Raw genomic sequence first — 15,216 nt, forward strand, 5'->3', positions numbered from 1 at the left:
AGAACATCGGATTGACGTCATGAACGCTCCTCAAACTTCCAATCCCAAACGCAAGCGCCTGATGCTGACCGCAACGGGTATCTTCGTGCTGATCGCCATCGCCTACGGCGCCTGGTGGTGGCTGGTCGGCTCGCATTTCGAAAGCACGGACGATGCCTATGTCCACGGCAATCTGGTGCAAATCACGCCCCAGGTCCCCGGCACCGTGGTGGCCATCGAAGCGGACGATACCGAGATGATCGAGGCGGGCGCGCCGCTGGTCCGCCTGGACCCGTCGGATACCGACATCGCCCTGCGCCAGGCCGAAGCCAAGCTGGCGCAGACCGTGCGCCAGGTTCGCACGCTGTACGTGCAGAACGATGCCCTGGCCGCCGACGTGGCGGTACGCAAGGCCGACCTCGAACGTGCGCAGGCCGACCTGACGCGGGCGCGCAGCGACCTGGCGCGCCGCCAGACGCTGGCCAAGTCGGGCGGCGTCAGCGGCGAAGAAATCCTGCACGCGCAGACGACGCTGAAGTCGGCGGAATCCGGCGTGGCGCAGGCACAGGCCGCGTTGGAGGCGTCCAAGGCCAAGCTGGCCACCAACCAGGCCCTGACGCACGGCACCACGGTGGAAAAGCACCCCGACGTACGCGAAGCGGAAGCCGAGCTGCGCAACGCGTGGCTGGCGCAATCGCGCACCGTGCTGCCCGCGCCGGTGACCGGCATGGTGGCGCGCCGCAGCGTGCAGGTCGGCCAACGCGTGGCCCCGGGCAACACCTTGATGAACGTCGTGCCGCTGGACCAGGTATGGGTGGAAGCGAACTTCAAGGAAGGCCAGCTGCGCGAAATGCGCGTGGGCCAGCCCGCCACGCTGACCGCCGATCTGTACGGCAGCAGTGTTACCTACCACGGCAAGGTCATCGGCCTGGATGCGGGCACGGGCAGCGCCTTCGCCCTGTTGCCGGCGCAGAACGCCACCGGCAACTGGATTAAGGTCGTGCAGCGCGTTCCGGTGCGCATCGCGCTGGATCCGCAGGAACTGAAAGCGCATCCGCTGCGCATCGGGCTCTCGATGGACGTTGAAGTCGACCTGAGCAAGAAGGATGGCACCGCGGTGACCGAGCAGACGCCGCGCGCGCAGCCCGCACTGGCGACCAAGGCCTTCGAACCTGACGACAATCAGGTCGACGCCACGATCCAGAAAATCGTCGAAGAGAACCTCGCGCAATGAATCCCGCCAGCAATGCCGCCCCGGCCGGCGCGGGCCAGCAGGCTGCCCCGGCTCCGCAACGGCCTTCCAGCTATCCTCCGCTGGAAGGCGGCCTGCGCGTGGTCGGCTCGATCGCGCTGTCGACCGCGGTGTTCATGAATGTGCTGGACACCTCGATCGCCAACGTCTCCATTCCGACCATCTCCGGCGATCTTGGCGTCAGCACCAGCCAGGGCACCTGGGTCATCACCTCGTTCGCGGTCGCCAACGCCATTACCGTACCGCTGACGGGATGGCTGACGCAGCGCTTCGGCCAGGTGCGCCTGTTCGTGACGTCCACGCTGCTGTTCGTCATTGCGTCGTGGCTGTGCGGATTCGCACCGACGCTGGAAGCCCTGATCGCCTTCCGCGTGCTGCAGGGCGCGGTGGCGGGCCCGATGATTCCTTTGTCGCAGACGCTGATGCTCGCCAGCTTTCCCAAGCAGAAGGCCGGCATGGCCCTGGCGGTATGGTCGATGACCACACTGGTCGCGCCGGTGGCCGGGCCGCTGCTAGGCGGATGGATATCCGACAATTACTCCTGGCCCTGGATTTTCTATATCAATGTCCCGGTGGGCTTGATCGCGGCCTGGTTCAGCTGGCGCATCTACAAGGACCGTGAATCGGTCACCCACAAATTGCCCATCGACAAGGTCGGCCTGGTGCTGTTGGTGGTCTGGGTCGGCGCCCTGCAAATCATGTTGGACAAGGGCAAGGAACTGGACTGGTTCCAAAGCTCCACCATCATCGGGCTGGCCGTGGTCACCGCGGTTGCCTTTGTGTTCTTCATTATCTGGGAGCTGACCGAGGCCCATCCCATCGTCGAGCTGAGGCTCTTCAAGGGGCGCAACTTCACCATAGGCGCCGCGACGCTGGCGATCGCCTATGGGGTGTTCTTCGGCAATGTGGTGCTGCTGCCCTTGTGGCTGCAAAGCAATATGAACTACACCGCGACCGACGCCGGCATCGTCACCGCGCCGGTGGGCATACTGGCCATCGTCCTGACGCCCGTGGTGGGCCGCATGCTGGCGACACGCGATCCGCGGCAGATCGTCACCTTCGCCTTCTGCATCTTTGCGCTGGTGTGCTATATGCGCGCCAGCTTTACGCCGCAGACCGACATGGGCGCGCTGATGATCCCCACGATTATCCAGGGCGCGGCCATGGCGGCCTTCTTCGTGCCGCTGACGTCCATCACGCTGTCGGGCCTGGAACCGTGGCGCATCCCGGCCGCCGCGGGACTGTCGAACTTCTGCCGCCTCACCGCGGGCGCATTCGGCACATCCATCTCCACCACGTTGTGGGAGAACCGCGCGACCTTGCACCATGCGCGCCTGACCGAGACCGCCCTGCCCGGTTCGCAGGCCTACGATCAGGTGATGCACGGACTGTCGTCATTGGGCATGTCGGTGGAACAAGCACTGCATACTTTGAACGGCATGCTGGATACCCAGGCCTTCACGATGTCGGCACTGGATGTCTTCTATGGCTCGGCCATCGTGTTCCTGCTGCTGACCGGCCTGGTATGGTTCGCCCGTCCTGTCCGCGCCAAGGATGCCGGCGCGGCGGAAGCCGCCGCGGGAGCCCACTAAGGCGAAGCCCCGGCGGGGCACCACAAAACAAAGGCCCCCGGTCGCATATCGCGGCTGAACTGACCCCCGAAAGTTGGACGTTGATCCAACCTTCGGGGGTTTTGCATGACGAAGTACGACGAGCACTTCAAGCTGGCCGCGGTTAAGAGATATCTAGTGCAAGGAGAGGGCAGCGAGGCAATTGCTGCTTCGTTGGGGATTGACCACTCGCATTTACGTCGCTGGGTCGCGGCATACCAGAGCCATGGGTAAGCCGGCCTGGCCAAGAAGGTCAGTCAGTATGACGCGCAGTTCAAGAGAGCCCCAAAAGGAGCTGGCGTATCTGCGCGCGGAGAACGACTACCTAAAAAAATGAAGGCCTTGATCGAAGCGGAAAAGACCACAGCGCGCGTCGGAAAGCGCAATTGGTCCAAGGATTAAGGCCCAAGCATCCGCTCGAACTGTTACTGCGCGCGGCCCAGCTCTCGCGCAGCACGTTCTACTACCATTTGAAGGCGTTGGGCGCCGTGGACTCGTACGCCGAGCTCAAGCAGCGCATCGGCGCAATCTACGCTCGTCACAAGGGCCGCTATGGTTACCGCCGCATCACGTGGCGGCCAATGTGTTGGCACGCGACTTCGAGGCCGAACGTCCGAACCAGAAATGGGTCACCGACGTGACCGAGTTCAACGTACGTGGCGAGAAGTTGTACCAGTCGCCGGCCGATGTTCAAGCTCGTGGGCAGCATGCTAAAAAAAGCGCTCGCTCGGCTACGCCCCACGGAGCGTCCCGTTCTGCATTCAGACCAAGGCTGGCACTACCAGCAACCCAGCTACCGGCGCATGCTAGGCGCCCGATCCGTGACGCAGAGCATGTCACGCAAAGGGAACTGCCTGGACAATGCCGCCATGGAAAGCTTCTTCGGTACGCTAAAGGCCGAGTTCTTCCACCTGAACCGCTTCGAGAGCATCAAGCAGTTGCAGGCTGGGATCAGGCAGTACATCCGTTACTACAATCACGACCGCATCAAGCTCAAGCTAAAAGGCCTGAGCCCGGCGCAATACCGAGCTCAGGCCTTCGGGCTTCAGCTTCTGACCGTCCAACTTATGGGGAGCAGTTCAGGCCGGGGGCCTTTTCATTCCAGGGGAATTCAGGAAACCAGCGTCCGCCAGTCCAGCTTGGGCATGATGCGATCCGGCAAGGCGCTGTTGAGCGACAGATTGAACACGTCGACGCCGCGCGCCTTCAGCAAGGCGGCCGCGTGGGAAAAGGACGGCTCGATCAGTCGATCGAAATTGCGCACCAGGCGGCTGTTCTCCGGCTGGGCTTCCTTGTAGAAGCGGCGCGCCCCGGAAAATCCCAGGTCCAGGCCGTGCATGTAGATACGGCCGACGCCTCCCGCCACGAGGATTTGCAACGCGGCATAGGCAACCGTGTCGGCGTCGAACACGCCGCTGGCCAGGTCGAAGCTATAGCCCAGCGAACGCTGCGAGTCGAACAGCGACAGCGCCGGGTTTGCCTGGGCCATGGCGGAGAGTTCGTCCGGATTGAAATGCGGCAGATAAGCGCGTTCGGACACGACTTCGATCACACAGATGCGGCAGCGGTAGCGCTCCGGCCAGGGCATGCCTTGCACCATGTAGCGCAGCACGTCCGGCGTGACGAATAAAGTCAGATCGCGTTCGACAACCTCGCGCATCAGGTCGATGCGGCGGCGCACGAAGTTCTGGTCGATCACGCAGTAGTAGCGGAACGGGATATCGAACTGGCGCGCCAGGGAAATCGATCCGTTGACACCCATCGCCGCCTGTATCGGCAGCTTGTCGTACTGGATTTCCGCCACGGAAGGGCCGCTGAGAATCACGTGTACGGTGTCGTGGCGCTCATCGAAGGCGTCCTGCAACGGCGTAACGGGAACGGCATGGCGGAACGCCGAAAACGCATTGATCGCGCCCCGCTCATCGCGGCCTATGGACACATAGGGCCACAGATGGCGGTTGTGCTGCATGCGGCGGCTGCGGAACAGCGTGTAGAACTTGCGCCAGAAGCGGTCAAGCGGCTTGTCACCCACCGTGCCATCGCCGGCGACAGCAACGCTACCGCCTTCGGGAAGCAGTGGCGCCTTCCCCGCAACCAGGGAATCCGCGTTGTCGGCAGCCAAACTTGTGGAAGATAACAATGCCAAACTCGAACGTGAGGGCGCAAAGGTACAAAAATGTACAGCGCTATCTGGAAGTACAGGGGACGTAGCACGGAGTTCCGTACTCGACCGTAGTCAAACTATACCTTCGCGCAGCCGTCAATAGTTTGAAATTCCGCAGGAATTTACAAAGTTCTGACCGACGAGTCGGAAGGCGCGGAGCCTGAGCCGCCGAAAAAAAGGGACGGCGTAACCATAGCATGGATCGTCCCCTGATGCCGGCGGAACATCCTCAGGCGGAATATTTACATTTGCTTGCTGTACCCGTAATTTCCGCGCCCACGATGCCCCGAGGATGCTTACTGGGACATCAATCGTTCCGCCACCGCACGGCCCACGTCCTGCGTGCGTGCCTGCCCCTTCATATCCGGGGTGCGCGGCCCGTTCGCCAGCACATGTTCGATCGCCGCGACCACGGCGGCGGAAGCTTCCGGATAGCCCAGGAAATCCAGCATCAGCGCACCGCTCCAGATCTGGCCGATGGGATTGGCGATACCTTTGCCGTAGATATCGGGCGCCGACCCGTGGACCGGCTCGAACAGCGAGGGGAATTTGCGCTCCGGATTCAGATTGGCGGACGGCGCGATGCCGATGGTCCCGGTGCACGCGGGCCCCAGATCGGAAAGGATGTCGCCGAACAGGTTGGATGCCACGACAACGTCGAACATATCCGGCCGCTGGACGAAGTGGGCGCACAGGATGTCGATGTGGTACTTGTCCCAGCGCACGTCCGGATAGCGCTGTCCCATTTCGGCAACCCGCTCATCCCACCACGGCATGGAAATGGAAATGCCGTTGGACTTGGTGGCCGCCGTCAGGTGCTTGCCCCGCTTGCGCGCCAACTCGAAGGCGAACTTCAGGACGCGTTCCGCGCCGACGCGGGTGAAGACGCTTTCCTGGATAACGACTTCACGCTCGGTGCCGGCGAACAGCTTGCCGCCGCTGTTGGAATACTCCCCTTCCGTATTTTCGCGGACGATAAAGAAATCGATGTCACCCGGCTTGCGGTTGGCGAGGGGCGAAACCACGCCCGGCATCAGGCGGACCGGACGCAGATTGATGTACTGGTCGAAATCGCGCCGGAACCGGAACAGCGAACCCCACAAGGCTTCGTGGTCGGGCACCGCGTCGGGCCAGCCGATCGCGCCGAAGAAGATGGCCTCGTGACCGCCGATCTGGGTGGCCCAGTCGTCCGGCATCATCTTGCCGTGTTTGGCGTAGTAATCGCAGCTCCAGTCAAAATGGTCCCACTGGAATTCGATGCCGAACTTTGCGGCGGCGGCGTCCAGCACGCGCAAGCCTTCGGGGACTACCTCTTTACCAATACCGTCGCCGGGAATTACCGCGATCCTGTGTTTTTTAGCCACGCCGGGTCTCCATGATGAATGTGTTGTCGTTGATGTGGTCAGGTCCGCCCATTATCGACCAAAGCGCGGGCGGCTGGGTCAGCGGCGCCGCGAACCCAGCAAAGAACCCAGTACGCCTCGCACCAGTTCTCGAGCGACCGAGCGCATCGCGGTTTTCGCCATGGTCTGCACCACGCCGTCGCGGCGGCCGCCACGCGGGCCGGTGGAACCGAACAGGACGTCGTTCAGTCCACCCATCAGTCCGCCGCCGCTTTCGGGCGGCGCGCCGCCTTCGGTGCGCCGCCCGGGCTCCGCGCGTGGAATGCCGCGCCGGTTATCCGGCCGGTCCGGCGAATCCGCCGGACCGGCGGGCTTGGCCGCGCGGCCGGCCAGGACCTCATAAGCCGAGTCTCTATCCACCGCGTGCTCATATTTTCCTTTCATCGGGGAGGCCGCGCGCAGGGCCTCGCGCTCCGCGGCCGTGGCGGGTCCGATGCGGCTGGCGGGCGGCGCGATCCAGGCGCGCTGCGTGACGCCGGGACGCCCTTTTTCGTCCAGCAGCGAAATCAAGGCCTCGCCCACGGCCAGCTCCGTAATGGCCCGCTCCAGATCCAGTCGCGGATTTGCCCGCATGGTTTGCGCCGCCGTGCGCACCGCCTTCTGATCGCGCGGCGTGAATGCGCGCAGGCCGTGCTGGATGCGGTTGCCCAGCTGTCCCAGAACGGTTTCCGGAATATCCAGGGGGTTCTGCGTCACGAAGTACACCCCCACCCCCTTGGACCGGACCAGCCGGACGACCTGCTCGATCCTGTCCAGCAGCGCTTTGGGCGCGTCCTCGAACAGCAGGTGGGCCTCGTCGAAGAAAAACACCAGGCGCGGCTTTTCCGGATCGCCGACTTCAGGCAGCGTTTCATAGAGCTCGGCCAGCAGCCAAAGCAGGAAAATGGCGTACAACCGCGGCGCCTGCATCAGCTTGTCCGCCGCCAGGATGTTGACGATGCCGCGGCCGTCGCCGTCCACGCGCATGAGGTCGGCAATGTCCAGCATCGGTTCGCCGAAGAAGGCGTCGGCCCCTTGCGACTCCAGGCGCAGCAGGCCACGCTGGATAGCGCCCACGGTCGCGGCCGACACGTTGCCGTAGCGCGTCTTCAGCTCGGCGGCGCGGTCCGCGACGTCCTGCAGCATCGCCCGCAAGTCTTTCAGGTCCAGCAACAGCAGGCCTTCGTCGTCGGCGACCTTGAAGACCATGGAAAGCACGCCTTCCTGCGTGTCGTTGAGCTCCAGCATGCGGGACAGCAAAAGCGGCCCCAGGTCCGAAACGGTGGCACGCACCGGGTGGCCCTGCTGCCCGAACACGTCCCAGAGGACGGCCGGCGCGGCGCCCCAGGCCGGTTCGTCCAGGCCCAGCGCCTCCAGGCGCTGGCGCAGCTTGGGGCTGGACGCGCCGGCCTGCGAGATACCGGTCAGGTCGCCTTTGACATCGGCCAGGAAGACCGGCGTGCCGATGCGCGAGAACTGCTCGGCCAGCACCTGCAGCGTGACGGTCTTGCCGGTGCCGGTGGCGCCCGTGATGCAGCCGTGCCGATTGGCCAGGCCGGGCAGCAGCCCCAGGTCCTGGCCATCGTGCCGTGCAACCCGCAGGGCTGGCGGCGATGAGGCGGTATCTGGCATGGCGGTCTCCCGTTGAATATGGCGCGGCCCAGGCCCGGGCTGCCCGGGCATTCTCCGCCGCGCCGTGCAACGACGCAACACGCAAGCAGCACCGCAAGGGGACGGCACGGTAAAATGGCCGTCTTTGCCTCAACCTTATTCGGAAAGCCATGGCCGGACACAGTAAATGGGCCAATATTCAGCACCGCAAGGGCCGCCAGGACGCCAAGCGCGGCAAGCTGTGGACCAAGATCATCCGTGAAATCACCGTTGCCGCGCGGGCGGGCGGTGCCGATCCGGAAAGCAACCCGCGCCTGCGGCTGGCCTGGGACAAGGCCACCGACGCCAACATGCCCAAGGACAATATCCAGCGCGCGATCCAGCGCGGCGCCGGGGGCGCGGACGGCGACAACTACGAAGAAGTGCGCTACGAAGGCTACGGCGTGGGCGGCGCGGCGGTGATCGTCGATTGCATGACGGACAACCGCACCCGCACAGTGGCCGAAGTGCGCCATGCGTTCTCCAAGAACGGCGGGAATCTCGGCCAGGAAGGCTCCGTCGCCTTCATGTTCAAGCACTGCGGCCAGTTCATCTTCGCTCCCGGCACGCCGGAAGACAAAGTCATGGAAACCGCATTGGAAGCCGGCGCGGAAGACGTCCTGACGGACGGCGAAGGCGTGATCGAGGTCATCTGCGCTCCGGCCGACTATGCTGCTTTGCGGCAGGCCTTCGAGGCGGCCGGCTTGAAGGCGGAAATGGACGGCGTCATCATGAAAGCCTTGAACGAAACCGAGCTCACCGGCGAGGACGCCGTCAAGATGCAAAAGCTGCTCGACGCCCTGGAAGGGCTGGACGACGTGCAGGAGGTCTACACCACCGCCGTCCTCGATGAAACCGACGCCTGATGCTTCCGGACCCGCCATGCGCGGGTCCCACCTTGCCGGGCGCCGTTGCGGCCGCTCACGGCGCACTCCTTGCGCGTTTATCCACCTACCCCATTCATTATGAAACTCCTGGTTATCGGCTCGGGCGGCCGCGAACATGCCCTCGCGTGGCGGTTGGCGCAGTCGCCACGCGTGCACAAAGTATTCGTGGCCCCCGGCAACGGCGGCACGCAGCACGACAGCCTGCAGAACATCGCCCTGACCAACGCGGAAGAATTGGCCGACTTCGTCCAGCGTGAAGGCGTATCGCTGACGGTGGTGGGCCCCGAAGCTCCCCTGGCCGCTGGCGTCGTGGACGTGTTCCGCGCCCGCGGCCTGAAGATTTTCGGTCCCACCAAGGCGGCCGCCCAGCTGGAAAGCTCCAAGGACTACGCCAAGGCCTTCATGGTGCGGCACAACATCCCCACCGCCCGCTACCAGACCTTCACCGACCCGGCGCTGGCGCATGCGTATATCGACCAGGAAGGCGCGCCCATCGTCATCAAAGCCGATGGCCTGGCCGCCGGCAAAGGCGTCGTGGTCGCCACCAGCGTCGACGAAGCGCACGCGGCGGTGGACGCCATGCTGGGGGACGGTTCGCTGGGAGCAGCCGGCGCGCGCGTCGTGATCGAGGAATGCCTGCAAGGCGAAGAAGCCAGCTTCATCGTCATGGTCGACGGACGCAACGTGCTGGCGCTGGCCACCAGCCAGGACCACAAGCGGCTGCAGGATGGCGACCAGGGTCCCAATACCGGCGGCATGGGCGCCTACTCGCCGGCGCCCGTCGTGACGCCGGAGCTGCATCACCGCATCATGCGCGAAGTCATCCTGCCCACGGTGCAGGGCATGGCGCGCGACGGGTTGCCCTACACCGGCTTTCTGTACGCCGGCCTGATGATCGCGCCGGGCGACGATCCGGACCGTCCCATCAAAGTCCTGGAATACAACTGCCGCATGGGCGATCCGGAAACGCAGCCGATCATGATGCGGATCAAAAGCGACTTTGTCGATGTAGTGGAACATGCAATCGCCGGCACGCTGAACCAGGCGGACATCGTCTGGGACCGGCGCACCGCCCTGGGCGTGGTGCTCGCGGCGCACAATTACCCCGGCACGCCTCGAACCGGGGATGTGATCTCCGGCTTGCCGGAAGACGCCGCGGACTGCATGGTCTTCCATGCCGCCACGCGCCTGGACGGTGATCAGGTCAAGACCACAGGCGGACGCGTCCTGTGCGTAACGGCCCTTGGGGATTCGGTGCGCATGGCGCGCGAACGCGCGTACGAAACCGTGGATCGTATCGCGTTCGATGGCCGCCAGTACCGTACCGATATCGGCTGGCGCGCCCTCAAGCGCGTACCGCCCAAACCGAAGACGAATACCTAAATGAACGCCGAACCTGCCTCCCTGCTTTCCTTCGAATCCGCCGTCGAATCGGCGCGGGACTATTTTGCCAACCTGCAGGCGCGCATCGTCGCCGGCCTGGAACAGGTGGATGGCACCGCATTCCGCACGGATACCTGGGAACGGGCGGAAGGCGGCGGCGGTGTGTCGCGCATGCTGGAAGGCGGCCGCGTCTTCGAACGCGCCGCCGTGCTGTTCAGTCACGTGATGGGCAGCAACCTGCCGCCTTCGGCCAGCGCCCGGCGGCCGGACCTGGCCGGCCGGCCCTGGCAGGCGATGGGCGTGTCCCTGGTCATCCATCCGCGCAACCCCTATGTGCCTACCGTGCACATGAATGTGCGGCTGTTCGTCGCGCCCGCGCGCCACAGCGGCGAAACCTCGGCTTACTGGTTTGGCGGCGGCATGGACCTGACGCCTTACTACGCCTTCGAAGACGATGCGCGGCACTTCCACCGCACCTGCCGCGACGCGCTCGCCGCGCATGGCGACGAGTACTATCCGCGCTTCAAGAAGTGGTGCGACGAGTATTTCTACCTGAAGCATCGCGGCGAAGCCCGTGGCATCGGCGGCATATTCTTCGATGACCTGGCCGAGCCGGGCTTCGATGCCTGCTTTTCGCTGGTGCGCGACGTCGGCGACGCCTTCCTGCCTGCCTACATCCCTATCGTAGAGCTGCGCAACAACGAGCCGTATGGCGAACGCGAGCGTTCCTTCCAGGCCTATCGCCGGGGCCGCTACGTTGAATTCAATCTGGTCTACGACCGCGGAACGCTGTTCGGCCTGCAATCCGGCGGCCGTACCGAATCCATCCTGCTGTCCATGCCGCCCGTCGCCAACTGGCGATATGACTGGAAGCCCGAACCCGGGACGCCGGAAGCCGCGCTGGCAGGATTTCTCGTGCCACGGGATTGGCTTTGAAACGCATAGGCCTGCTCGGCGGAAGCTTCGATCCCATCCATGTCGCCCATATCGCGCTGGCACGTGCCGCGCTGCATGAACTCGACCTGTCGCAGGTCCAACTGATTCCCGCTGCCGCGCCCTGGCAGCGGCAACCGCTGCAGGCAACTGCCGCGCAACGCTGCGAGATGGTTCGCCTGGCGATTGCCGATGAGCCGGACATCGCGCTGAACACCGCCGAAATCGATCGCGGCGGCCCCACCTATACCGTCGACACCGTCAGCGCCTTGCCCGCCGGGCACCGTTATGTGTGGCTGTTGGGATCGGACCAGCTGGCCAACTTTTGTACGTGGCGCGATTGGCAAACCATCGCCGATCGGGTGGATCTCGCCGTGGCGACGCGTCCGGGAACCCCGCTGGATCCGCCGCCGGCCCTGCAAGATCTCCTGGCCGCTCAAGGCCGGCGCGTAGAGATTTTGCCCTTCGCGGAGATCCCGGTCTCCGCCTCGGCCATCCGCGACCGCCTGGCACACGGTTTGCCGGTGGACGGCATGTTGCCAGAGACGGTTTACCGATATATCCGGACCCATCAGCTCTACCGTGACTGAGCGCGCCCCCAGCGGCGCGTGTGTCGTGTGCGAACACCGGTTCCCACGATGTAGCGGCATCCGTGCACCCCGAAACCCACGACCGGGGGTTATAGTTGCGACATGGAAATACAGAAATTGCAGCGCGCCGTTATTGACGCCCTAGAGGACGTCAAGGCGCAGGACATCAAGATCTTCAACGTCACGCATTTAACCAGTCTGTTCGACCGTGTCGTCATTGCCAGCGCCACGTCGAACCGGCAGACCCGTGCGCTGGCCTCCAGCGTGGCCGATCGCGGCCGCGCCCTGAAATTGTCCGTCACGGTCGAAGGGGAAGACACTGGCGAATGGGTGGTCGTCGACCTGGGCGACATCGTCGTGCACGTCATGCAGCCGGCGATCCGCGAGTACTACAACCTGGAAGAAATCTGGGGCGGAAAACCGGTGCGCGTCAAGTTATTGCCGCAATCCTCGCGTACGGTGTTATCCGGCGCGACCTACGACGAAGACGATCTTTGAGGCCACGGCGCCGGGCACATGACGAAGCGACTGCCGGCGTCCGACCCCTGAACCCGTGAAGCTGATTGTTATCGCTGTCGGCAACCGCATGCCTGGCTGGGTGGAAACGGCGTGGGACGACTACGCACGCCGCCTGCCGCCCGATTGCGCGCTGGAGCTGCGGGAGATCAAGCCGGAACCGCGCACCAGCGGCAAGACACCGGCGCAGATGATGGCCGCGGAGGCCAAACGCATTGAAGCAGCCACTCCATCCGGCGCACTGCGAATTGCGCTGGATGAGCGAGGTCGCGACCTGACTACGGCCGCGCTTTCCAAGAACCTGGAGCAATGGCGCGGACTGGGGCGCGACGTCGCCTTTGTGGTGGGTGGGCCCGACGGATTGGACGCGGCGCTGAAGTCTTCCTGCGATGGCCTGATCCGACTGTCGTCGTTGACACTGCCCCACCCCATGGTGCGCGTGCTGCTGGCCGAGCAGCTCTATCGGGCCTGGGCGATCCTGACGAATCACCCGTATCATCGCGCCTGAACCGTCCCGTGTCGCCGGCCGGGTCCAGGCGCCGCGCCATCCCTGCCTGCGCATTCACTTGCCTACGCATTTCACTTGCACGCCATGCCAGCCGATTCCCATCCCTATCCACGTCTATATCTTGCGTCGGCCAGCCCACGCCGCCGCGAGCTGCTGAACCAGATGGGTTTGGCGCACCGGGTGCTGGACGTGCCGGCGCCGCCGGGCGAAGACGAGCCGAGGCACGCGGGCGAACCGGCGGCGGATTATGTCCGCCGGACGGCGCGCGAGAAAGCCGTGCGCGGGGAAAACCATAGGCGTACGCAGGGCTTGCCGGCGCTGCCGCTGCTCGCCGCCGATACCACGGTTATTCTGGACGGCGATGTACTGGGCAAACCAGCGGACCGCGATCATGCCATCGAGATGCTCAGCCGCCTGTCGGGATCGTGCCACGAGGTCCATACCGCCATTGCGCTGGCCGCGCATGACCGGCTGCATGAGAAGGTCTCGGTTACCCAGGTGCGTATGCGCGCGCTTGCGGCCGACGAAATCGCGCGTTACTGCGATAGCGGCGAACCCTATGGGAAAGCAGGCGCCTATGGGATACAGGGGTTGGCGGCCGCCTTCATCGAACGGATAGAAGGCAGCTACACCGGCGTGATGGGATTGCCCTTGTTTGAAACCGCGGCGTTGCTGCGCCGGGTCGATATCGTCCTGCCCTGAAAAGCAGAATGCCTCGACGCCATCAGGCATCGAGGCATGTCGGCGCAAGTCGAAAGCCGGCGATAAAGCGTCAGCGACCCGCGACGGCGGGTTGCGCCACCGGAGGGGGAGCCGGATGTCCATTCAGTGCGGCATCCAGCGCCGCCTTGTCCAGCTGACCTTCCCAACGGGCTACCACCACGGAGGCCGTCGCATTGCCGACCAGATTTGTCAGCGCGCGGCATTCGGACATGAAACGATCCACGCCCAGGATCAAAGCCATGCCGGCGATCGGCAGGCTGGGCACCACCGAGAGCGTTGCGGCCAATGTGATAAAGCCGGAACCCGTCACGCCAGCCGCGCCCTTGGAACTGAGCATGGCCACCAGCAGCAGCAATATCTGGTCGCCCAGCGACAGATGGATATCGCAAGCCTGCGCGATGAACAGCGCCGCCATGGTCATGTAGATGTTGGTGCCGTCCAGATTGAAGGAATAGCCGGTAGGCACGACCAGGCCCACCACGGACTTCGAGCAACCCGCGCGTTCCATTTTCTGCATCAGGCTGGGTAGCGCGGCTTCCGATGAGCTGGTGCCCAGCACGAGCAGCAACTCCTCGCGGATGTAGCGCACCAGCTTGATAATGGAGAAACCGTTGTAGCGCGCGACGGCGCCCAACACGACCAGCACAAACAGGATGGCGGTGGCATAGAAAGTACCGACGAGCGCCGCCAGATTGAGTACGGATTTAATCCCGTACTTGCCGATGGTGAACGCCATCGCACCGAAGGCGCCGATAGGCGCGGCGCGCATCAGGATGGCCACCATCTTGAAAATCGGGTGCGCCAGCGCGTTGAGGAAATTCAGTATCGGCTTGCCGCGCTCGCCGACCAGCGCGAGGGCTACGCCGAACAGCACGGACACGAACAGCACCTGCAGAATATCGCCGGTGACGAAAGGCCCCGCCAGCGAGCTGGGGATCACGTTCATCAGGAAACCCGTGACCGTGGAGTCGTGGGCCTTGGTGACATAGTCCGCCACGGCCTTGTTGTCCAGGGTCTGCGGGTTCACGTGCATGCCGGCGCCCGGCTGCACGACGTGGCTGACCAGCATGCCCACAATCAGCGCGATGGTCGAGAACACCAGGAAGTACGCGAAAGCCTTGCCGGCGACGCGTCCGACGCGCTTGAGGTCGTTCATGCCGGCGATGCCGGTACTGACGGTCAGGAAGATAACCGGCGCGATGATCAGTTTGACCAGCTTGATGAAACCGTCACCCAGGGGCCGCATGGCCTCCGCGGTGTCGGGTTTGTAGTACCCCAGGAGTATGCCGATGACGATGGCGACTATCACCTGGACATAAAGGATTTGATAGAACTTCTGCTTCCGCGGTACCGCGTCTTGATCAATTTCGATCATTGCTCATCCACTTATTTTCTGCCGTCTGGCGTCATACCGACCGCGAGCACATGCTGAGGCCGTGCATTGGCGGATTATCGCACTTCATGCGTCATACCCGCCGCGATGTCGCCGGAAAACTGTATTCCATAAAACCGTCGATGCAAAAGCAAAACCCCGCTGCATGGGCAGCGGGGTTTTGGGGATAAGAGCCTGACGATGACCTACTTTCACAGACGTCCGTCCACTATCATCGGCGCGAAGGCGTTTCACTGTCCTGTTCGG

General features: G+C 64.0%; 14 protein-coding genes and 1 pseudogene. 11 read left to right on the forward strand and 4 right to left on the reverse strand.

Annotated features, from left to right (window positions below; all coding sequences use genetic code 11):
* The first annotated feature begins 19 nt into the window (after window positions 1–19).
* The 4 genes and pseudogenes from ACNA0R_RS05860 to ACNA0R_RS05875 all read left to right on the forward strand — a co-directional run.
* Window positions 20–1,213: an HlyD family secretion protein gene (locus ACNA0R_RS05860; protein ID WP_415824993.1), complete on the forward strand. Its 1,194-nt coding sequence runs from the start codon at window positions 20–22 to the stop codon at window positions 1,211–1,213.
* Complete coding sequence (locus tag ACNA0R_RS05865; RefSeq protein WP_415824994.1) at window positions 1,210–2,823, forward strand: DHA2 family efflux MFS transporter permease subunit; 1,614 nt, start codon at window positions 1,210–1,212, stop codon at window positions 2,821–2,823. The genes ACNA0R_RS05860 and ACNA0R_RS05865 overlap by 4 nt, the downstream gene beginning before the upstream one ends.
* Before the next feature lie 105 nt (window positions 2,824–2,928).
* A complete protein-coding gene (locus ACNA0R_RS05870; RefSeq protein WP_415824995.1) occupies window positions 2,929–3,075 on the forward strand; it encodes a transposase in 147 nt (48 codons plus the stop codon).
* A gap of 31 nt (window positions 3,076–3,106) precedes the next feature.
* A pseudogene (locus ACNA0R_RS05875) lies at window positions 3,107–3,884 on the forward strand (IS3 family transposase); the annotation flags it as partial.
* 68 nt (window positions 3,885–3,952) lie between these two features.
* On the opposite strand, the gene ACNA0R_RS05880 reads toward ACNA0R_RS05875, so the two are convergent.
* The 3 genes from ACNA0R_RS05880 to ACNA0R_RS05890 form a co-directional block, all read right to left on the reverse strand.
* Window positions 3,953–4,873, reverse strand: coding sequence for a hypothetical protein (locus tag ACNA0R_RS05880; RefSeq protein ID WP_415824997.1), 921 nt, complete (start codon window positions 4,871–4,873; stop codon window positions 3,953–3,955).
* A gap of 428 nt (window positions 4,874–5,301) precedes the next feature.
* Complete coding sequence (locus ACNA0R_RS05885; protein ID WP_415824998.1) at window positions 5,302–6,369, reverse strand: tartrate dehydrogenase; 1,068 nt, start codon at window positions 6,367–6,369, stop codon at window positions 5,302–5,304.
* 78 nt (window positions 6,370–6,447) lie between these two features.
* Window positions 6,448–8,019, reverse strand: a complete 1,572-nt coding sequence (locus tag ACNA0R_RS05890) for a helicase HerA-like domain-containing protein (RefSeq protein ID WP_415824999.1) — start codon at window positions 8,017–8,019, stop codon at window positions 6,448–6,450.
* Between the two features lie 149 nt (window positions 8,020–8,168).
* On the opposite strand from ACNA0R_RS05890, the gene ACNA0R_RS05895 reads away from it, so the two are divergent.
* From ACNA0R_RS05895 to ACNA0R_RS05925, 7 genes are all read left to right on the forward strand, one after another.
* Entirely contained in the window at window positions 8,169–8,903 is a 735-nt protein-coding gene (locus ACNA0R_RS05895; protein ID WP_415825000.1) for a YebC/PmpR family DNA-binding transcriptional regulator, read from the forward strand.
* 99 nt (window positions 8,904–9,002) lie between these two features.
* Window positions 9,003–10,307 (forward strand): phosphoribosylamine--glycine ligase, encoded by a 1,305-nt coding sequence (purD, locus tag ACNA0R_RS05900; protein WP_415825001.1) that lies wholly within the window; start codon window positions 9,003–9,005, stop codon window positions 10,305–10,307.
* Complete coding sequence (hemF, locus tag ACNA0R_RS05905) at window positions 10,308–11,243, forward strand: oxygen-dependent coproporphyrinogen oxidase (RefSeq protein ID WP_415825002.1); 936 nt, start codon at window positions 10,308–10,310, stop codon at window positions 11,241–11,243.
* Window positions 11,240–11,830, forward strand: coding sequence for a nicotinate (nicotinamide) nucleotide adenylyltransferase (gene nadD, locus ACNA0R_RS05910; protein ID WP_415825003.1), 591 nt, complete (start codon window positions 11,240–11,242; stop codon window positions 11,828–11,830). Before hemF ends, nadD begins: the two co-directional genes overlap by 4 nt.
* A gap of 102 nt (window positions 11,831–11,932) precedes the next feature.
* Window positions 11,933–12,328, forward strand: coding sequence for a ribosome silencing factor (gene rsfS / locus ACNA0R_RS05915; protein WP_415825004.1), 396 nt, complete (start codon window positions 11,933–11,935; stop codon window positions 12,326–12,328).
* A gap of 55 nt (window positions 12,329–12,383) precedes the next feature.
* Window positions 12,384–12,854 (forward strand): 23S rRNA (pseudouridine(1915)-N(3))-methyltransferase RlmH, encoded by a 471-nt coding sequence (gene rlmH, locus ACNA0R_RS05920; protein WP_415825005.1) that lies wholly within the window; start codon window positions 12,384–12,386, stop codon window positions 12,852–12,854.
* 84 nt (window positions 12,855–12,938) lie between these two features.
* Window positions 12,939–13,556, forward strand: coding sequence for a Maf family protein (locus ACNA0R_RS05925; RefSeq protein ID WP_415825006.1), 618 nt, complete (start codon window positions 12,939–12,941; stop codon window positions 13,554–13,556).
* 70 nt (window positions 13,557–13,626) lie between these two features.
* Here ACNA0R_RS05925 and ACNA0R_RS05930 read toward each other — a convergent pair whose 3' ends face one another.
* Window positions 13,627–14,952: a dicarboxylate/amino acid:cation symporter gene (locus tag ACNA0R_RS05930; protein ID WP_415825007.1), complete on the reverse strand. Its 1,326-nt coding sequence runs from the start codon at window positions 14,950–14,952 to the stop codon at window positions 13,627–13,629.
* Between the last annotated feature and the right edge of the window lie 264 nt (window positions 14,953–15,216).

This window comes from Bordetella sputigena (assembly GCF_965137885.1).
Classification (GTDB): Bacteria; Pseudomonadota; Gammaproteobacteria; order Burkholderiales; family Burkholderiaceae_B; genus Bordetella_C; species Bordetella_C sputigena.

Excerpts from the sequence above, each read along its gene's own strand:
- purD (WP_415825001.1), top strand. The coding sequence starts at position 9,003 with ATGAAACTCCTGGTTATCGGCTCGGGCGGCCGCGAACATGCCCTCGCG.
- ACNA0R_RS05925 (WP_415825006.1), top strand. The coding sequence starts at position 12,939 with ATGCCAGCCGATTCCCATCCCTATCCACGTCTATATCTTGCGTCGGCC.
- ACNA0R_RS05865 (WP_415824994.1), top strand. The coding sequence starts at position 1,210 with ATGAATCCCGCCAGCAATGCCGCCCCGGCCGGCGCGGGCCAGCAGGCT.
- rsfS (WP_415825004.1), top strand. The coding sequence starts at position 11,933 with ATGGAAATACAGAAATTGCAGCGCGCCGTTATTGACGCCCTAGAGGAC.
- ACNA0R_RS05890 (WP_415824999.1), bottom strand. The coding sequence starts at position 8,019 with ATGCCAGATACCGCCTCATCGCCGCCAGCCCTGCGGGTTGCACGGCAC.
- hemF (WP_415825002.1), top strand. The coding sequence starts at position 10,308 with ATGAACGCCGAACCTGCCTCCCTGCTTTCCTTCGAATCCGCCGTCGAA.
- ACNA0R_RS05860 (WP_415824993.1), top strand. The coding sequence starts at position 20 with ATGAACGCTCCTCAAACTTCCAATCCCAAACGCAAGCGCCTGATGCTG.
- ACNA0R_RS05895 (WP_415825000.1), top strand. The coding sequence starts at position 8,169 with ATGGCCGGACACAGTAAATGGGCCAATATTCAGCACCGCAAGGGCCGC.
- ACNA0R_RS05870 (WP_415824995.1), top strand. The coding sequence starts at position 2,929 with ATGACGAAGTACGACGAGCACTTCAAGCTGGCCGCGGTTAAGAGATAT.
- ACNA0R_RS05930 (WP_415825007.1), bottom strand. The coding sequence starts at position 14,952 with ATGATCGAAATTGATCAAGACGCGGTACCGCGGAAGCAGAAGTTCTAT.